Annotated in this window: 9 protein-coding genes; 7 read left to right on the top strand and 2 right to left on the bottom strand. The window is 36.5% G+C overall.

Features of this window, described 5'->3' with window-relative positions; translation table 11 throughout:
• Positions 1-3: 3 nt before the first annotated feature.
• The 7 genes from coaBC to ACZZZK_RS19200 all read left to right on the top strand — a co-directional run bounded on the left by coaBC (position 4) and on the right by ACZZZK_RS19200 (position 8982).
• Positions 4-1200, top strand: coding sequence for a bifunctional phosphopantothenoylcysteine decarboxylase/phosphopantothenate--cysteine ligase CoaBC (coaBC, locus tag ACZZZK_RS19230; RefSeq protein ID WP_463485538.1), 1197 nt, complete (start codon positions 4-6; stop codon positions 1198-1200).
• Positions 1197-2090, top strand: a complete 894-nt coding sequence (porD, locus tag ACZZZK_RS19225) for a type IX secretion system protein PorD (protein ID WP_463485537.1) — start codon at positions 1197-1199, stop codon at positions 2088-2090. The genes coaBC and porD overlap by 4 nt, the downstream gene beginning before the upstream one ends.
• A gap of 248 nt (positions 2091-2338) precedes the next feature.
• Entirely contained in the window at positions 2339-2710 is a 372-nt protein-coding gene (locus ACZZZK_RS19220) for a BlaI/MecI/CopY family transcriptional regulator (protein ID WP_463485536.1), read from the top strand.
• An 81-nt stretch (positions 2711-2791) separates the two neighbouring features.
• A complete protein-coding gene (locus tag ACZZZK_RS19215) occupies positions 2792-4573 on the top strand; it encodes a M56 family metallopeptidase (protein WP_463485535.1) in 1782 nt (593 codons plus the stop codon).
• 95 nt (positions 4574-4668) lie between these two features.
• Entirely contained in the window at positions 4669-6321 is a 1653-nt protein-coding gene (gene recN / locus ACZZZK_RS19210; protein ID WP_463485534.1) for a DNA repair protein RecN, read from the top strand.
• Between the two features lie 126 nt (positions 6322-6447).
• Complete coding sequence (locus tag ACZZZK_RS19205; RefSeq protein ID WP_463485533.1) at positions 6448-7680, top strand: carboxypeptidase-like regulatory domain-containing protein; 1233 nt, start codon at positions 6448-6450, stop codon at positions 7678-7680.
• Between the two features lie 69 nt (positions 7681-7749).
• Positions 7750-8982: a carboxypeptidase-like regulatory domain-containing protein gene (locus tag ACZZZK_RS19200; protein WP_463485532.1), complete on the top strand. Its 1233-nt coding sequence runs from the start codon at positions 7750-7752 to the stop codon at positions 8980-8982.
• 4 nt (positions 8983-8986) lie between these two features.
• Here the strand turns inward: ACZZZK_RS19200 and ACZZZK_RS19195 are convergent, their stop codons facing one another.
• Entirely contained in the window at positions 8987-10945 is a 1959-nt protein-coding gene (locus ACZZZK_RS19195; protein ID WP_463485531.1) for a fibronectin type III domain-containing protein, read from the bottom strand.
• A gap of 17 nt (positions 10946-10962) precedes the next feature.
• Positions 10963-18285: a hypothetical protein gene (locus tag ACZZZK_RS19190; protein ID WP_463485530.1), complete on the bottom strand. Its 7323-nt coding sequence runs from the start codon at positions 18283-18285 to the stop codon at positions 10963-10965.
• Between the last annotated feature and the right edge of the window lie 53 nt (positions 18286-18338).

Here is an 18338-nt window from a genome sequence, read left to right as displayed (position 1 = left end):
TTCATGCTAAAAAATAAAAATATTATCCTTGGCGTTTGCGGCAGCATTGCAGCTTATAAGTCGGCTATTCTGGTTCGATTACTGATTAAAGCTGGTGCAAACGTTAAGGTTATCCTGACCCCCGATGGCGCAAATTTCATTACGCCACTTACCCTTGCTACGCTTTCTAAAAATCCTGTTTATACCCGATACTTCGAAGAGGAAACCGGTGTTTGGAGCAACCATGTTGAACTTGGTTTATGGGCCGATTTAATTATTATTGCACCGATTAGTGCGAATACGCTGGCTAAACTTGCTTCAGGTATTTGTGATAATTTGCTAACTGCCGTATATCTTTCTGCAAAATGTGATGTTTATGTTGCACCTGCAATGGATTTAGATATGTGGAAACATGAAAGTACACAAACCAACATTTTAAAAATTTATAGCTTTGGCAATACGGTTATTTCTCCTAGTAGTGGCGAATTAGCCAGTGGACTTCACGGTGAGGGAAGAATGGCGGAACCGGAGGAGATTATTTCTTTTCTTGATGAATCGATTAAAGCCTTGCAGCCTTTACATGGTAAAAAAGTAATGGTTACCGCCGGCCCAACTTATGAAGCTATTGACCCTGTTAGATTTATCGGGAACCATTCGTCGGGAAAGATGGGTTTTGCTTTGGCTGATGAATTGACGAACCTCGGCGCCGAAGTAACACTAGTTGCCGGACCAACCGCACAAATATCATCAACAGATTTAAAAAGGCTGGATGTAGTAAGTGCAGAAGAAATGCTGAACGCCTGTATGTCAATTTCTCCAGCTATGGATATTATAGTGATGTGTGCAGCTGTTGCAGATTATCGTCCAAAAGTGGTTGCTACCCAAAAAATTAAAAAGCAAGAATCTGAATTGACTTTAGAACTGGAAAAGACCGTTGATATTTTGGCGACTTTAGGAAAGAACAAAAAAGACAGTCAGATTTTAGTTGGATTTGCATTGGAAACCAATGATGAAGAAAACTATGCTAAAGGTAAGTTGGAAAAGAAAAATCTAGATTTAGTGGTTCTAAATTCCTTAAATGATAAAGGTGCAGGATTTAAATCGGATACGAATAAAATTACTATTTTTAACAAAGCATTAGAGCGATCTGTTTACGAAATGAAGTCGAAAACAGATGTAGCTAAAGACATTTGTGCTGCTATTTTAAAGATTTCAAGATGATAAAAAAAATTGTTTGGATATTGCTATTGATGGGTTTGGGGAAAGTGCAAGCACAAGAACTAAATGCGAGAGTAACAGTTTTGGCTCCTCAGGTTTCAAATATGAGTAAGCCCACCCTGGAAGCGTTGCAAAGAACAATTCGTGATTTTTTAAACAATAATAAATTTAGTAGCGAAAGTTATAAACCACAAGAACGAATTGATTGTAGCTTCGTAATTACAATTAACTCTTGGGACGGTGGTTCTGGATACATAGCCGAGGCACAAATTCAAAGTAGCAGACCGGTTTTCAACAGCTCGTATAACAGTACTTTATTGAACATGAGTGACAAAAATTTTGATTTCAGTTACAATGATGGCTCTACGATTGATTTTTCCGATCAGAATTATATCTCTAACATTAGTGCACTTCTCTCCTATTATGCCTATACTATTATCGGTTTAGATAAAGACAGCTTTGCAAGAATGGGAGGCAATAACTACTTCAAAAAAGCACAGAATATTATCAATCTTGCTCAAGCATCAGGTAATACCGGATGGAAGGCGGCAGATGGGTTGCGTAATCGTTTTTGGTTTAATGAAAACGTATTGAATCCAGTTTTCAGCGAATTGAGAGCCTTTATTTATACCTATCACTTAAATGGTTTAGATCAACTTACAGATAACGATAAAGGCTTAACACAGATTGTCTCTGCACTACCAGCTTTACAGCAAATGGATAAACAGAAGTTGGGATCCATCTTTCCAAACGTTTATTTTGCTTCTAAAGCTGAAGAAGTGACCAATGTATTATCAAAGTTGAATACCCAAGAACGTATGAAGGCTTATAACATGCTTGCTGAAATAGATCCAGCAAATATTGGTAAATACGAAGGCTTGAAAAAAAATTAATACTTTTTTCATCTTCTCAAATCTTTAGTTGAGTAATATTTGTACAAGCTTTGGTGCACATCAGCATTGTGTTCTTGATCGAATTTTAACTAAAGATGCAACACTTTAAACTTGCCTGCGTCTTATCTCCAGGAGAGGCTTCTAGCTTTCCGGTTATTCCCCTATTCTAAAAAAAAATATTAAAATATTTTGAATATACGAATATCTTCGTACATTCGATTACGAAATAATTCGTAGAACGGTAACATATGACGCATAGCAACATCAAACCCACAGAAGGCGAAATGGAAATTTTACAAGTACTTTGGCAAAAAGGCTTGGCTACAGTAAGAGAGGTATATGAGGCTTTGAATAAAAAAGATTCTGGTTATACCACCACTTTGAAATTAATGCAAATTATGCATGAGAAAGGCCTGGTAGAAAGGGATACCAACCAAAAGACGCACATCTACAAAGCTATTGTGAGCAAAGATAAAACTGAGAAACAAATGGTGAGCAAGATGATTGATAATGTATTTAATGGTTCGGCAGCTCGGTTAGTCATGCAGGCTTTAGGTAACCACAGCGCTAGCGCCGATGAGCTTGATGAAATTAAAAAATATTTAGATGGCCTTAAGTAAGGCAAAGTTGAAGGGGACGGTTTAGGGTTTAGATCCCTAAAATTTATCAGCAAAAAATCAATAAGAAATAAAACCACCATTATGGAAACTTTATTACAACAATTTATCAAAGCATTTGGCTGGAGCATTTTAAATTCGCTCTGGCAAAGCGCCCTTATTTACGGAGTTTTGTTTATCATCCTACTAAGTGTGCCAAAAATGGCTGCAAGATATAAACATAATTTGGCTTTCGGGTCTATCGTATTAATGTTCACCGGCTTTGTGTACAATTTTTTGAGCAAGATCACATTTAATACTCCGAAAGAAGCAATCATCAGTAATGTTGAAGCAGTACAGCTTCACCAATATTTCAATAACCTCCCTCTCAGCTTTAGTAGCAAGGCAGAGCAGTACTTCCCTATGGTTGCGGCTTTCTACATTATCGGAATCTTTTTACAACTTTTTGTAATTAGCAAAGGTTATCACCAGCTTGCTAAATTTAAGAAAGATAGCTTAAGCGCTATCCCTGTAAGTTGGAAAATAATATTTGACGAAGTTACCCTGAAACTTCAAATTAATAAAGCGGTCAAATTCCAGCTGTCGTCAATTGTGAATGTTCCGTTAGTAATTGGCTATTTAAAGCCGGTAGTTTTATTTCCGGTGGCACTGGTAAATCAGTTGGATAATGATCAGGTTGAGGCTATTCTTATCCATGAATTATCCCATATCAGAAGAAATGATTACTTACTTAACCTAATTAAAACTGGAATCGAAACGTTGTTGTTCTACAATCCCTTTGTGTGGATGGCGGGGAGATTTATCCATATCGAACGCGAACATGCTTGCGATGATCTGGTATTGAAGCTGACTGGGAAGCCTCTAAATTATGCTCATGCATTACTTAAGTTAGAACTTTTAAAAGATAAAAGCAGTCCGGCTTATGCTTTAGCAGCAACCGGAAAGACACAAAATTTATATCAACGTATAAAAAGAATCACGAATATGAAAACGAATTATTTAAATGTCAAACAGCAGATGGCTGCGCTAACTTTAGGGGTGGCATGCTTATTTTCTATCGCATGGATTAATCCTGCAACAACGAAAAAGGTAAATAAAACCATGGTTAGGCAACAAATGATTGCTACTTCTCATGATCGGAAAAATTTAAAAACTATTGTTTGCCTTGATACGACTAAGAAGCGCAAGATTAAGATAGTAACGATAGATGCCAATGGTAAAAAAACGGAATATAACTCCGTAAAAGAAATGCCGGACAGTTTAAGGAGAGATTTTTATAAGGATGAAGTTTTCTCAGGAAATAGGGTTTTTAGGATGAACATTGATTCCGGATTTGGATTTAAAGATTCATTGTTTCAAGCTAAACTTTATAAAAAATTCAATTCGCCAGAGGCGCAAGCGAAATGGAAAAAATTTGGTGAAGATGTAGCCAAACAGTACAACTCGCCGGAGGCACAGGCAAAATGGAAGAAATTCGGTGAAGATATCGCAAAAGAATATAACTCTCCAGAGGCACAAGCTAAATGGAGAAAGCTAAGTGACGATATGATTGCTAAAATGAACAATCCTGAGTTTAGGGCACAACTCGATCATGCTCGGATTAAAAGCTTAAAAGGGATTGATCGTACTAAATTAGCTGAGCTAGCAAGAATTAATTCAGACTCATTATTTATCAATATGAATGACAATATTGCATTTGGAATGGATGGAACATCGATTTATATGAATCAAAACTCAAGTAATAATACTAATAAGGTTAAACAAACAAGAGAGTATCAAAAATTGAAGCAAAAATTCGACAATGAAGTAAAAGAGCTTAAAGAAAAAATGGAAAAGGCAGAGCGTAAGGAAAGAAAAGAGAACTAAACCAAACATGCAAATATTAAACGGCGAAGATTATTCTTCGCCGTTTTTGTTTTTAGGCATTTGTTAAAATAACTTTTTTTAATTTCGTACTCAGTATGCTACAAAAACTTTCTATTCGTAATTACGCATTAATCGATAGTTTGGATATCGAATTTGATAAAGGTTTAAATATTATCACTGGTGAAACAGGTGCTGGTAAATCGATCATTCTAGGTGCGCTGTCATTGATACTGGGTCAGCGGGCAGAGAGCAAATACTTTTTTAACCAAGATAAAAAATGCGTTATTGAAGGTGTTTTTGCATTGGCTGATGAACTCTTGAGAGAAATTTTTGAAGAAAACGACTTAGACTTTTCTAATGAGACCATTTTAAGGAGAGAGATTTCGATTGATGGAAAAACAAGGTCGTTTATAAATGATACACCAGTTAACCTGTCCATTTTGAAGCAAATTGGCGAAAAGTTAATCGATATTCATTCACAACATGCTACCCAAGAAATTAATGATGCCGATTTTCAATTGCTCATTGTAGATTCGTTGGCTAATCATAAAGCTTTATTATTTGAATACCGAAATCATTTTAAAAAATTAAAGCAAGATAGCAGCCGTTTAAAAAAATTAATTAGTGATGCTGACGAGGCCCGAAGCAAACAAGATTACGAACAGTTTTTGTTTAACGAGTTAGAGCAAGCTAACTTAAAAGAAGGCGAGCAAGAAGATTTAGAACTAGAGCTGGAGAAACTTACCCATGCCGAAACGATAAAAAGGGCTTTACTCAATTCCAGTGCTTTACTAAATGAAAGTGAACCTTCGGCAATGCAGATATTAAAGGAAGCCCAGCTGCAGCTACAAAGTATAGAAAAGTTCGATCCCGCTATCAATATACTTTTCGAGCGTTTAAAATCATCAATAATCGAAATTAAAGACATTGCAGATGAAGTTTCGAGCTTGGAAGAAAACACTGTACACAGCGCTGATCGTTTAGAAATCATCAATCAACGACTAGATTCATTTTATTCTTTGCAGCAAAAACATCGCGTAACTAACAATAATGAGTTATTGGCTATTCAAAGCCAATTAGAAAATAATTTAAATCAGTTGTTAAGTTCTGATGAAAACATTGAAAAACTTCAAAAGGAAATTGAGCAGCTTAAAATTGATCTTACGAAGCAGGCAAATCAGCTGAGTTCAAACAGAAAAAAGGCAATTAGAACAGTTGAAGATCAAACGAGCAATACTTTGAAAAAAGTGGGTATGCCGAATGCCAAATTGGTTTTAAAGCAACAACAACAAATAGAATTAGGCAAAGATGGCCTCGACGAAATCTCCTTACTATTTTCTGCAAATGCTGGTCAAGCCCCTGCTCCGGTAAATAAAGTAGCATCTGGAGGAGAATTATCAAGGTTGATGCTGGCCATTAAAGCTTTGCTTGCTCAACATACTTCATTACCGACCATAATTTTTGATGAAATTGATACGGGAATTTCCGGAGAAACGGCACTAAAGGTGGGCGAAGTAATATCAGCCCTTGGAGGAAATATGCAGGTAATTTCTATTACTCACCTACCGCAAATTGCGGCCAAAGGTAAATCTCACTATTTTGTGCATAAAAATGAAGCTGGAGGAAAAACCACCACTGGCATTCGTAAACTAAAACAGGAAGAAAGAGTAGCGGTTATAGCGGAAATGTTAAGTGGTAAAACCCCAGGCGCATCGGCAATTGAGAATGCAAAGGAACTTTTGGGATAGATTCATCTCCTCGGAGGTTGCCAAGTGAAGATTAATTCGGAAAAAGAGCACATAAAATTTCAGTGGCTGCATTGCAAAATTCGCATTAATCCAAATTAACTATTAACTTAGTTGATATTTATATTTATGAGATCAGCTTCACTTTTATTCCTCCTATTTTTCACCATTCATTTCTGCTCTGCCCAACAATTTACATTATCTGGCTCCATAAAAGATAAACGTGGTGAAGCCTTACCTGGTACCGGAATTTTTGTGAGCGGCTACAAGATCGCTACGGTTGCTGATAATAATGGGGAATATCAGTTACCACTTAAACCGGGTAATTATGATATTTTATTTCAGTTAATTGGTTATAAAGCCGTAAGTAAAAATGTAATTATATCGGATAAGCCTATAAAGTTGGATGTCTTTTTAGAAGAAAGCATTACCCAATTATCAGAGGTAACGATTAAACCAGATCCAAACCGAACTTACTATATAGGCATGTTTCGTGATTTTTTTATCGGCACAACAGAAAACGCTGCTGATTGTAAAATAATGAATCCGAATGTGTTGCTTATTGATTACGATAAGGAGTTAAATCGGCTTAGCGTAAAAACCAATGAATTTTTGATTATAGAAAACAAGGCTTTAGGCTATAACATTAAGTATTTAATTAAACAGTTTGAATGGGATAGTAAAACAAGGGTGATCTACTATGAGGGCTTTCCATATTATGAAGATTTGAAAGGTTCGGAAAGAAAACAAAAGATTTGGACAAAGAAACGTTTAGCTGCTTATTTGGGTTCACCGCAGCACTTCTTTAAATCTCTTTATCAAAATAAAGCAACGGAGGAAGGATTCATCATCAACAAAATAATCACAAAAGTTAACCCAGACAGACCTTCGGATAGTTTAATCAATGCCAATTTGAAACGTTTAACTAAAATGCAAATGAGCATAACGGGCAAAATTGTCATTGGTGGTAGTAAGGATGATTCTTTGAACTATTGGATGAACAAAAAAAAATTAAGTAAAGGAATTTCCATTTTAAATCGGGCTCCGATTTTGCAAGACACACTCGTTAAAACCTTTAATGCGAACATTAAGGCCGTCAATTTCACCGATAAGCTTTATGTAATTTATACAAAAGATACCGAAAGCCCACTTTTTACAGATCGCCTTGGACAATCTATTTCCAGACCTTTAGACATGCCAAACTATCAGATTTCGACAATCGATTTACAGGTGGCTCCTGTTTATTTTTATGAGAATGGAGGAGTTTACAATCCTCGATCGATGTTATATTCTGGTTATTGGGCTTGGGAAAAAATTGCTGATAGTGTTCCGATGGATTATATCCCAATGAATAAGCGCTAAACTAATGTTAAAATTTTAAAATAATTTTCTGAATTCGTAATATTACGGCTTTTGGTTACATTCGCTCTCATGATTAAAAGCCTGTTGGCATCGTTATTTTTCATTTTTATTGGTACCTGTGCCATTGCTCAAAATACATTTACCATTAGCGGAATTGTTAGAGATAATAAAGATGGATTGCCTGGGGCAAGTATTTATCTAAGTGGTTATAAAATTGCAACTGTAGCAGATAATGACGGGAAATTTAAACTCCCAAACTTGAAGCCCGGCAGTTATGATCTGCTTGTTCAGATTGTGGGTTATCTCCCCTACTCCAAAAGCGTTATTATTTCGGATAAATCAGTGGTTGTTGATCTGGTTTTAAAAGAAAATGTAGCACAATTAGACGAAGTGGTTGTTCGGGCAGATCCAAATCGTCAAAAATATATCAACCAGTTTAAAGAGTTTTTTATTGGCAAATCGCCAAATGCGCTTCAGTGCAAAATACTAAACCCCCAGGTACTTAATGTAGATTTTGACATTACTAAAAGTACTTTAACAGTAACCACAACTGAGTTTCTTATAGTTGAAAACAAGGCGCTCGGCTATCGACTAAAGTATATGCTTGATCATTTTGAGTATAACTCCAGAACGCACATCATTTATTATTCTGGCCACCCATTTTTCGAAGAGCTAAAAGCTTCGGCAGCAAAAAAGAAAAAATATATTGCTGCTCGTGAAACCGCGTATTATGGTTCCTCTCAACATTTTTTCAGATCGCTGTATGCTGGAAAAAGTAAGGAAGAAGGGTTTATCATTAACAAAATGATTAAAATTCCCAACCCAAATCGGTATCCAGAATACGTGATTAATAGTACACTTGAGAAGATAAAAACCCTTCCAGGAAAAACAGGCATAAGAAAAACTGCTGGCAAAATTGATACTGCCTTGCTTAACTTCTGGACCAAGCAACAGGCAATGCCCCGAACCATTGATAAGTTTTCAAGAGGCGATGTTTTGCCCGATACTTTAGTGCATGATTTTAATGAAAACATGAAATACCTTAGTTATACCGATGCCCTAATTATTCAGTATACAAAAGAAAAAGAATCGCTGGCTTATTCCAATACCGGTTTTTGGATTTTCAGACCATTAGATGTTCCAGAAAATGAAATATCAGTTGCAAACTTAACAGGCCCAGGTGTACGATTTTACGAGAATGGTGGTATTCATGATTCCAGAGCGCTTTTATATGAGGGATTTTGGGCTTACGAGAAAGTGGCAGATATGGTCCCGATGGATTACGTACCACTTTCAAAGTAAGCATTTATTTAATCCTCAAACTAATATAATCGCTTAGGGCACTTTCTATTTCATTTTGAACCACAGTAATAGCATAAGTATTCAAGGCATCTTTGTTGGGTTTAGCATCTTCAAATCTTGTAGTATCCTTACCTACATCGCCTAATAAAATTTTATTTTTGTTATCAATTCTATACACTCTATAACCCGTTATACCCTCTTGCATTGTTTTATCCCACGAAATGGAAATTTTACCGTCTATTTCATTTGAGTTAAGATTATAAACAGGTAAAACTTTGAACTTTAGCGCATTGATGGTTGCATTTACCTTTAAATCGCTAGCATAGTTATTTCCAATGGCTTGTAATGCATATTCATAGCTTGTGCTAGCATTAGCTGTACTGTCTATAAAACTATTGGTTGCTGAGATTAAAGGGTCTGTACTCATTTTTGCGAATTTTTCTTCTCCGACAATTTTGCGCCAAAGATTGAATCCTAAAATGGTTTCATCAACTTTATTGTTCCAATAAATTAACACGTTGTTGCCCAACCGTTTTGCCATAACATTTATAGGTGTTGCTACAGAAATAACGCTTGGGGAAACAACATTAATAATCGCGGATAAGGGGCTGATATCATACGAGGTATTTACAGCTTTTACGCCATACGTTAAAGTTTTTCCTTTATATCCGTTAGGCAAAACATCATCAAAAGTAACAGTCAAACTATCACTTAAAATTAAGTCTGTTATTTGGGTTAAAGTATCTAATTCACTGCCTCTGTACACATAATAACCTCTTGTATAAAACTCGGGCCTTGTCCAGCTAAGGTGAATTTTACCATTATTTTGAACAGCATCTATTGTTGCTGGAGCAAGCGCTTTTTTATTGGCTTTTAGCATTCCCTTTATGCGGGCGCTTGGATAACCATTTCCATATTGTGTAACGGGCACTAACATGTAAAAATAATTTTTTACCGGATGTATTTTTTTATCAAAGAAAATGGTGTCTTGTGGTGAAGCAGATCCGATCAATTTATAGTCTGCACTATCGTAACTGTCCGCTCGATAAATGTAAATCGCATTCATATTTGGTGTTCCATCCAATTGCCAACTCAATTTTATCGCATTTTCTTTTTCTAAACTTACCGTGTTAATTTTGTTAAAACTTGGGGCATTATTGTGAGCAATGTTTGCAACTCTTACCGTGTCAGAGGTTAACCCTTCATTTCCAAGTTCATCAAATGGTACAGCAAAATACTGATAGGTTTTCCCTTTCTCTAGTAGTGTATCAACACTAAGGAAAACCAGAGTATCACCTTGGCGAACTGATCCGGTTAAGCTACCAACTGGTTGAAATTTTGTTTGCATATAAGTGCTGCGAAAAACTTTTATCCCAGCAGGCATATTTGTGTTTTGAGAAAAGTATTTCAGCACCATTTTATCGTTAAATGGTTCGATATGCATTGTACTTAAAAAAAAGTCTGGTTTTCTAACCGCTGGAAAACTACCTGAAATTATTTTTTCGCTAAGGGTTCGTTGTCCGCTGACGGTAATGTTGGTAATTTTATATTCGTATTTGATATTCGGCAGGGCAGAATCATCATAATATGCCGTTTTTAAAGCTTCCCGGTATGCCGGTGTATAGCCATAAAATGCAACAGAATCTAAAGTGACGGCTCTAGAAATCATATCCCAAATTCGAGGAAATAATCTTTTATCAGGCATACTGAAAACTTCGTAATGGCGGGCTGCAGTATTCAAATCGGCCAGAAAAAGGGCCGAATCTTGTTCAAAATGCAATGTTGATAATTCCTTCCAGTCTTCTCTTGGCGATTTCCTGCTGATTTTAAAATATGTCGACCTTGGAATTTCTTTACCGAGATCGATGAAGTTTCCAGCAGCTGCACTGCTCACACTCTGGGCATTTGCATTCCAAGCAAAAAATAAACTTACTGTTGTAAAAAGGACGATGAGCTTTTTCATATGATCTCTTTTAAAATTTATTTATTGGTTTGGCACTTATTATTGTCAGCACAAGTATCTGATGTCAGATTAAACGATATGTTAGTGCTTTGACCGCCACCTACAGCCAGGCTACCCCTCGCAGCCATCGCAATAGAACCACTTTTACTGATATCAGCCAGTCCAAAAATGCTTTGTTTTACCTCGTAATTTAATTTTACGCTATTACAGAAATCAAACTTTGCTTGTTCTTTTAGCGCATATTTCAGCCTTGCGGTTAAATCAACTTCTATCCCACCTGATGCGCTAGTGCCCGTAATAGAAGCCATTGAAACCCTCACTGAACCGAATGCGCCAGCTTGAAGTGTAAAATTAGGCACATTAGCAAAATTCATTTGTAAGAGTGCATCTACACCGCATTCGGCTACTAAACCAATAGAAACCAGAGGGATTACCGGAGGTAAATCTATTTTCAGTTTGTAAGGTTCAAATAAATCTTTACGCCCGGCTACAATGAATCCCGTTAAATCAAATTTCCCGCAATCGGGTAATTTATGGTGATTAAACTGGGTTACCCTATCCACTACATTTTGAGGGAGTGAACTGTAATTTCCAACTAAAAACCCTGCCTTAAATGGGCTTATTATCGGAACCGGAACAGTTACGCTTGCCGCTATAAATGTGTAAAAACCATTTTTATCAATCATTATTTCGGCTTCGCCGGATGCACTTGCAGCGCCAATGTCAACCTTTTCCATTTGCAGGTTACCAAGAATACGTTTTTCGGGCCAATCGAAAACCATATTCATTTTGCCAAATGGTGTATTTGCCCCGCTTACTTTAATGGTACCAGAATCGTAAGCAACTTCGCCAAAGACTTTAAAAGTTAGCGGGTTTGGATCAGCAAAACCTTTAATTGGTGTATTGTCTTTCTGTTTTAGCGAACCGGTAAAACTTAAATAATCCCAATCGTTATTTTTAACCGATGTGCTTGCGCTCGAGATAATTAAATTGGTGTTTGATCCGAATGCAATCTTTGGTAAATCAGTAGACGTGTTAACCATTTTAATGGAAATATTATCACCCGTTTTGTTAAGCAGCACCGGAATTTCTGGCAACTGGTTTGGTTCATAAACTGTTCCATATAAATTGATCACATTATCTGCCAAGGTTTTAGCAGTGCTAATCTTGTTTCCAAATTTATCAGTAAAATCTGCCGTTTTGGAATTGAACACTACGTAGCCTTTGCCAATATCAAATTTAACTTCTTCAAATGCAGGTTTCGATTCTAGTTTGCCATTAACTTTGCTGTATTTAAAGCCGCCATAAAATTTCTGTAACCTTGGTATTTTTAAATTCACATCCCCAAGTATTGTAAAATCATTTTGTGATGATTCAATCATTATGGGTTTAAAATCAATTTGATTAAAGGCAGTTACTGATTTTGAGTTTGGCGAGAAATCGACATATTGTTCTCCAGAACTCACTAAAGTAGCCGCGGTAATACCAATACCTTGTGGAATTCCTGGCAAAGGCTGAATGCTACCGGCTTCCTTACCATTTTTCCCCAACATTCTTAATATGTAATGTGCTTTTAAGTCATCACCTATTTTTGGATCGAGACCAAAAGTTGGCTCAACATCCGCAGCAACATTTACATCAACAATGCCACCTAAGCTTAATTTCTTCACGTTTACTTCACTAATCAAGAGAGCATCGTTGCGGAGCCTAAATTTTTTGAAAGGGATATTTAACACTCCAGTTTTGATCATGTTATTGCTGCTCGCTAATGCTACAATACCTCCTTCATCGGTAGAAAACTTCCATTGTGGGATGGTAATCGTCCATTTCTCCATGGTTAAATTCAATGGTGATGCGCTTGAAATCGTTCCGACACTATTCTGATCAATTTTCAATTCAGGAAGTTTTAAGGTAATTACGTCGCCAAGCGTACTTACTTTTGTAGCCGTAATGGTTGGTAATAACCTAATTTTGCCATCAATAAAGTAAGTTGAATCTGCTGAGGTGTGCGCATCAAATTCCAAAAGTTTAAATTTAATATCACCTCCGTTGGCTTCAGAAAAATAGTATTTAGGCGTGGTGGCGTTTGGAGATCCAGTGGCAAGTAAATTAATGGTGTTATTCAATACCCCGTTTTTTTTCGTTGCAAAATAAAAGCTTGTATTATCAAATTTTAAAAAGCTGCTTGGATAGTTAAAAGAGTTATCCGTTATTTTAACTTTTGCCTGGAATGTACCTGTGTTATCCGTTACCTTTTTTACCAGTATTTGGCTGCCATTAGCCAACACATCAGCATAATAACTTTGTCTAAATCTTGTTTTTAATTGTTTTGCATCTAGTAAAATATCGCCTACCGGAACCGCTATTTTTTTACCCGATGCATCTGCAGTGATTTTAACTTCAACCTTATTAAAAATGATTTTCTTACTTTCATCTGCCAACTTAAAATCACTACTGGTTTGTTTTACATCTAGATCTCCCGACAGTTTGTAGTTTCCAGATGCCATAGCGCTAGCTTCTGTAAGGTTAACATGATAACCCAACAACTTATCTCCTTCAAAATCAACCTTAGTTAAATCAAAATCGGCTTTTAATTGAGATGCCGCAAGCGTAATCGTTTGACCGATAATGGTACCATCGTTAATTTCCGGTCCGTAAGCAGTCAATTTTATTTTAGTGCCATATCCAGCTAAGCCTTTTAATTCATAAGAACCATCCGGTTTAGTAGTGGTTTGAATAGTAGATGCGCCAATGCCATTATCAACATAAACTGTTGCATTAGGTAACTTTAATTTATTAACGGTTACGACTCCCGAAATGGTAAAGCCTTTATCAAGAATAATTTTTTCCTCCTTAAAATAAGGCGTTTCTAAATTTGTTAGCGAGAACTCTTTGCCAATATAACCTGAAGAGGCAGGAGGAACAATTTTTACTACAAAATTCTTCTCTGCAATATTCATAAAATTAACATACACAATACCTTTACTATCTGTAACATAAGTGTATTCCAGTAATTTAATATTGGCATTTGGCACAGGTTCGCCCGAAGAATTGGTGACTACAAATTTGATTCTGTGCTCTCTTGTGGTCAAAACTATTGCACCCATCTCGGTATTTCCTTTTGATGAAACGGCGATGCTTTTGGTTTCGTTAAAATATTTTAAATCATTTGGAATAATTTCAATGTAGGCCGACTTATTTGGGGCGATGTAAGCATTGAAGGTTTGTTTACAATCGCTGATAAAGGTATTTGTAAAGGTGGTATTAACTTTAACTCCTCCAAAAGTAGTTGTTCCAGTAGAGCCAGAATTATTACCAATTTTTTTGGTTACACATTCCGATTCTGTTTCTTGAATGAAACTGCTACCGGTGATTTTATATAGCGCAGGTATGGGCTCTCCTTTGGCATTTACGATATGGCCGGTAACAGATGCTGAAGGTTTATAGTATAAATTATTGAAAACCTTTTGCCCAAGCTGCATATTGTTAATCTCATAATACCATTTTTCCTTTGGTGATTCTTTACCGGTTGAATCGTGGGTAACATAGCCATCAATTTGAATTGAAATTTTTGCTGTTATTCCTATTAGCGCCACCGATTTGAAACTAAAATACCCGTAACTATCAATTGGAAGAAAGTAGAATATTCCGCCCACGTTAATTCTCGCGGTAACTTTTTCTTTATTTGCACCAATCCCTTCGCCACTAATGCTGTTTATTAACCTCCCGGCAACAATTGGATTATCGCGTTCAAGTTGAGTATCTTGATTAAAAGTTGGTTCTACAAATTCATTATTAAAGAGAAATGTTTTTCCTAAGAACACTGTTGGATCAATATCAGCATCGTGTAGGTAAAAATTTGTAGTATTTGGCTTGTATGAGCTCGCAATATTGGCTTCATCCTTAAAAATCGGCACGAAAGTATAACCTCTACTTTGCAGTACGTGATTAAAGGTCAAGCCTCCTTTTTTGCTCGAGCCATAATCTACCAGGTTTGGATCGGTAGGCAGCTTTTCCTCAAACAAAACGTTGTTAAATTTTCTACCTTCTGCCAATAATCCACTGTGGTTCGATCTGCGGAGTTCGATAGGAACACTCGTGATATGTTCATTATCCAAACCTAACTTCTTATCGTATTTTTCTTTTTTATAAAGGCTGATGTTAACTTTTGCCGATCGCACAAAAGCATACAGCGAACCCACATCTAAGGTTTGTAGCGGGTTTATCTCGATGTTATTATCCGGGCTGCAAAACAAATCCATATCATCTACCACTAAACGGTAAACCATTTTTAAAGTACACGGACCGTTAGAGCCAACATTAAATGATTTCACAACGGTATAATCTGGCAAAAGAGGCGCTGGTCCTGAAGCTCTACTGGCCAATAATTCATTATCATCATAAAAACCGAATGCACCATTTAAAAGCGTAAACTTTTTAGCCTGCACTTGTTTAACTTTAACTGATGAACTTACATCGTAAGAGTTTGATAATCCGCCGGTAGTAACAGTACTAACTGCCGTGATTACTTTGCCTCCGGCCATTGTTGTAATACCATTCCCCATCTGCGAAAGCGCATCTTTTACAGGGCTTTGCGTAAACGGATCCAAAAGTGGATTTGTGGCATCAGCCATTACCTGGTTTATAAATTGATTTTTTAATGCGTTTGCATCGCCCATCCCGGTAAATTGCGATTGCCAAATATCTTTCAATGTCGTTGCTGCCGGGTTTGTTTGTGGCGGTGTTGGTATTGGTGGAGCCTTTACAACAAATGAAAACAAATTTTTAGAAACCGTTACAGAATCCCATATTGGAATATCGACAAAATTAAATGAGCCATCACTCGTGGTGGTAGTCGGTTTAAGGCTTTTTTTAACGTTATCTACGTATTCATAAAATTTTGCATCTTCTTTAGTACTTCTATCCGATCCATTTGCATTTACCCCACTAACTTGGATACCTACAAATTGATTATTCAGAATGCTGGTAGGCAACGCATAAGATTTTCCACCGGCTTGTTCTGTAAAAACCAAAAACGGTTCCAAATGCACTTTGGCATTTTGCATTGGCATGGCGCCGCCAACTCCGTCAGAATATCTATATAATAATCGGCCCTTAATGTTGGCAATAGGTGCTTGCTCAGTTGTCCAATTCAAGGTTTTTTCTACTTCAAAACTTGCTGTTCCTACGGCTTTGAAACTATCGTAATTTTTGTTTGATTTTTTGCCAGGGATCAATATCGTATTCTGAAATGCAAATGGCTCATCTATAATAACGGCTTTAGTTTTAGGGTCCAAAACATTAATATAATAGGTATCATCGGTATTCCCTTTACAAATTAGTTTGGCAAAACTTACTACGGCTTCAGGTAATGTGGCACTAGCGTTTATTTTGGTTAAATCTGTTGATGTTTTATAAACCATCTCTGGCACCTGCCCAGTAATGCTACCTAATTTCCTATAAAGGGTTGATTTGTTAGATGGCAATCCTTGCCCTTCATATATCGGGATTCCTCCATCCTTACTTAAACGGTAAATGGTTACCTGCAAATCATTTAATGCTTCGCGAACGCGAACCACATCTTTAGTTTCTTTCTGCATGTAGGCTTTTTGAATGTAAGCCTTAGTGATATGTAAATTTAACTGATAGGATTTAACCAGCGAAGTAAAATCTCCCACGTTAAATTCTTGTCCGGTTCCATTTAGTTCAACAGTACGATCTGGTTCTCCGTAATAATTATTAGTTGGAAAATCAATTGTATAATAAGCTACTAAATTCCCTGATAAAGCCTTTACGGTTTCGGTAACTTTTGCGGTAAACCTACCATCGCTACTGGTTTTTACTAAATAAGATGATGGCTCTTGGGGATTAACGCTGGCAACACTAATATTATCTTTAATGGTTTTGCCAGATTGATCAACCGTTTTAAAAAACTTATTTAACCTTATGGTACCATATATAGGATAGGTTTGATCATTTTCGAAATGGTATTGTACTTTTCCTTTTAAGGTTAATATTACTGGTTTCGCAAGCGTATCGGCGATTTTTTGATAAATGAAACTACCTGTCACACTTTCGCCAGCCAATTCATTATATGACAACATCAAACTTTTTGAAAAAGCATTTGATTGAAAACCAGCCGGAAGGTCAAGCTCTCCCACACCTTTCTTGCGGTAGGCTTTAATTTTAAATTCATACGAACGCTTATCTACGAAAGTTCCACTACCTAAATCAGTAAATGAGAAACTATCAAACCCATTTTGACTGGCTACAATGGTATTCTTAATTTTATCTTTAATTTCTATGTTGTACCTAAGCGTCTTGTCATCAGGCTTATTTATACCATCAACATAACCATAATCAATAGCTTTTTCCGAAGTTTTATCTTCATCTCTGTTAATGAGTTTCCAACGGATGTAAAGTGGGAATTTATTATTCACAGCAATAGGCTTACCAAAATTTGATGGGTTTGGAAGCAGAATTTCAATGTTTTTTATTGTAGCTTGTTCTACTTGTGCAACCGTTCCAAACGTAAAAACGTTAGCGCCGCTTTTACCATCATTTTTAAAAATTGTTTTTCCTGATGGGTCTATTGCCTGAACCCGCCAGGCATAAGTTTTTCCAACTACCAATGGCTGATCAGATGGATTTAAAGTATATGAAGTGGTAATTATATTTTTATTGATCAATGGAAATGATGTTGCGTTTAAAATCTGATTAGGATCAGACTTAACCAATGGCATTTCTGCAATCTGCAAAAGATATTGTGTCCCAACAGGTGTAAAACCAGGATTAATCCAATTGAAAACAACTGATTGAGGTTTGATTGCCGGAACCGACTCATTAACACTCGGACCAACCAATACCGGTGCGTCTGGGTAAGCTATTGAAATGGTTGTACAGCCTAATGGAGCAGCAGATGAAAGCACTTGATTGCTTTGAATGTCAACCGCCTGAATACAAAAGGTATAATTTCCTTCAGGCAATCTGGAGGTATAAATTAACCTGCTTTTATCTATTCCATAAACATTTAAGGTATTTAAGTCGAAAATATCCTTTAATGCCAACCCGTTTAACTGCTTGGTTTCATTTGGATTTAAAGTAATAGGTTGTAAAGGAACATAATTGGATTTTGTGGTGATTTTGATCCCATTATCACCCTCAAGCTGGCCCGTTAATTTTATACTTCTCGCTGTAGAAGTTAAATTCTGAACGATCAATAATACTTTTGATGCATTTGAGCCTGAATAATCAGCGTAGTATGGAGAGTATGGCGGTACAATAGTAACATTCACATTTACCGATTGAGCATCTGCATCTTTAGCACAGAATGATAACATCAGCCCTAATATTAATATGAATATTCCTTTGGAAAACTTAAGAAATCGTCTAA

It is taken from the genome of Pedobacter sp. AC163 (assembly GCF_979258665.1).
This window is presented reverse-complemented; position numbering and strand designations above follow the sequence as displayed.

Coding starts and splice junctions, on each gene's coding strand:
- ACZZZK_RS19195 (WP_463485531.1), bottom strand. CDS start 10,945: ATGAAAAAGCTCATCGTCCTTTTTACAACAGTAAGTTTATTTTTTGCT.
- ACZZZK_RS19205 (WP_463485533.1), top strand. CDS start 6,448: ATGAGATCAGCTTCACTTTTATTCCTCCTATTTTTCACCATTCATTTC.
- porD (WP_463485537.1), top strand. CDS start 1,197: ATGATAAAAAAAATTGTTTGGATATTGCTATTGATGGGTTTGGGGAAA.
- ACZZZK_RS19190 (WP_463485530.1), bottom strand. CDS start 18,285: ATGTTATCATTCTGTGCTAAAGATGCAGATGCTCAATCGGTAAATGTG.
- ACZZZK_RS19200 (WP_463485532.1), top strand. CDS start 7,750: ATGATTAAAAGCCTGTTGGCATCGTTATTTTTCATTTTTATTGGTACC.
- recN (WP_463485534.1), top strand. CDS start 4,669: ATGCTACAAAAACTTTCTATTCGTAATTACGCATTAATCGATAGTTTG.
- ACZZZK_RS19215 (WP_463485535.1), top strand. CDS start 2,792: ATGGAAACTTTATTACAACAATTTATCAAAGCATTTGGCTGGAGCATT.
- coaBC (WP_463485538.1), top strand. CDS start 4: ATGCTAAAAAATAAAAATATTATCCTTGGCGTTTGCGGCAGCATTGCA.
- ACZZZK_RS19220 (WP_463485536.1), top strand. CDS start 2,339: ATGACGCATAGCAACATCAAACCCACAGAAGGCGAAATGGAAATTTTA.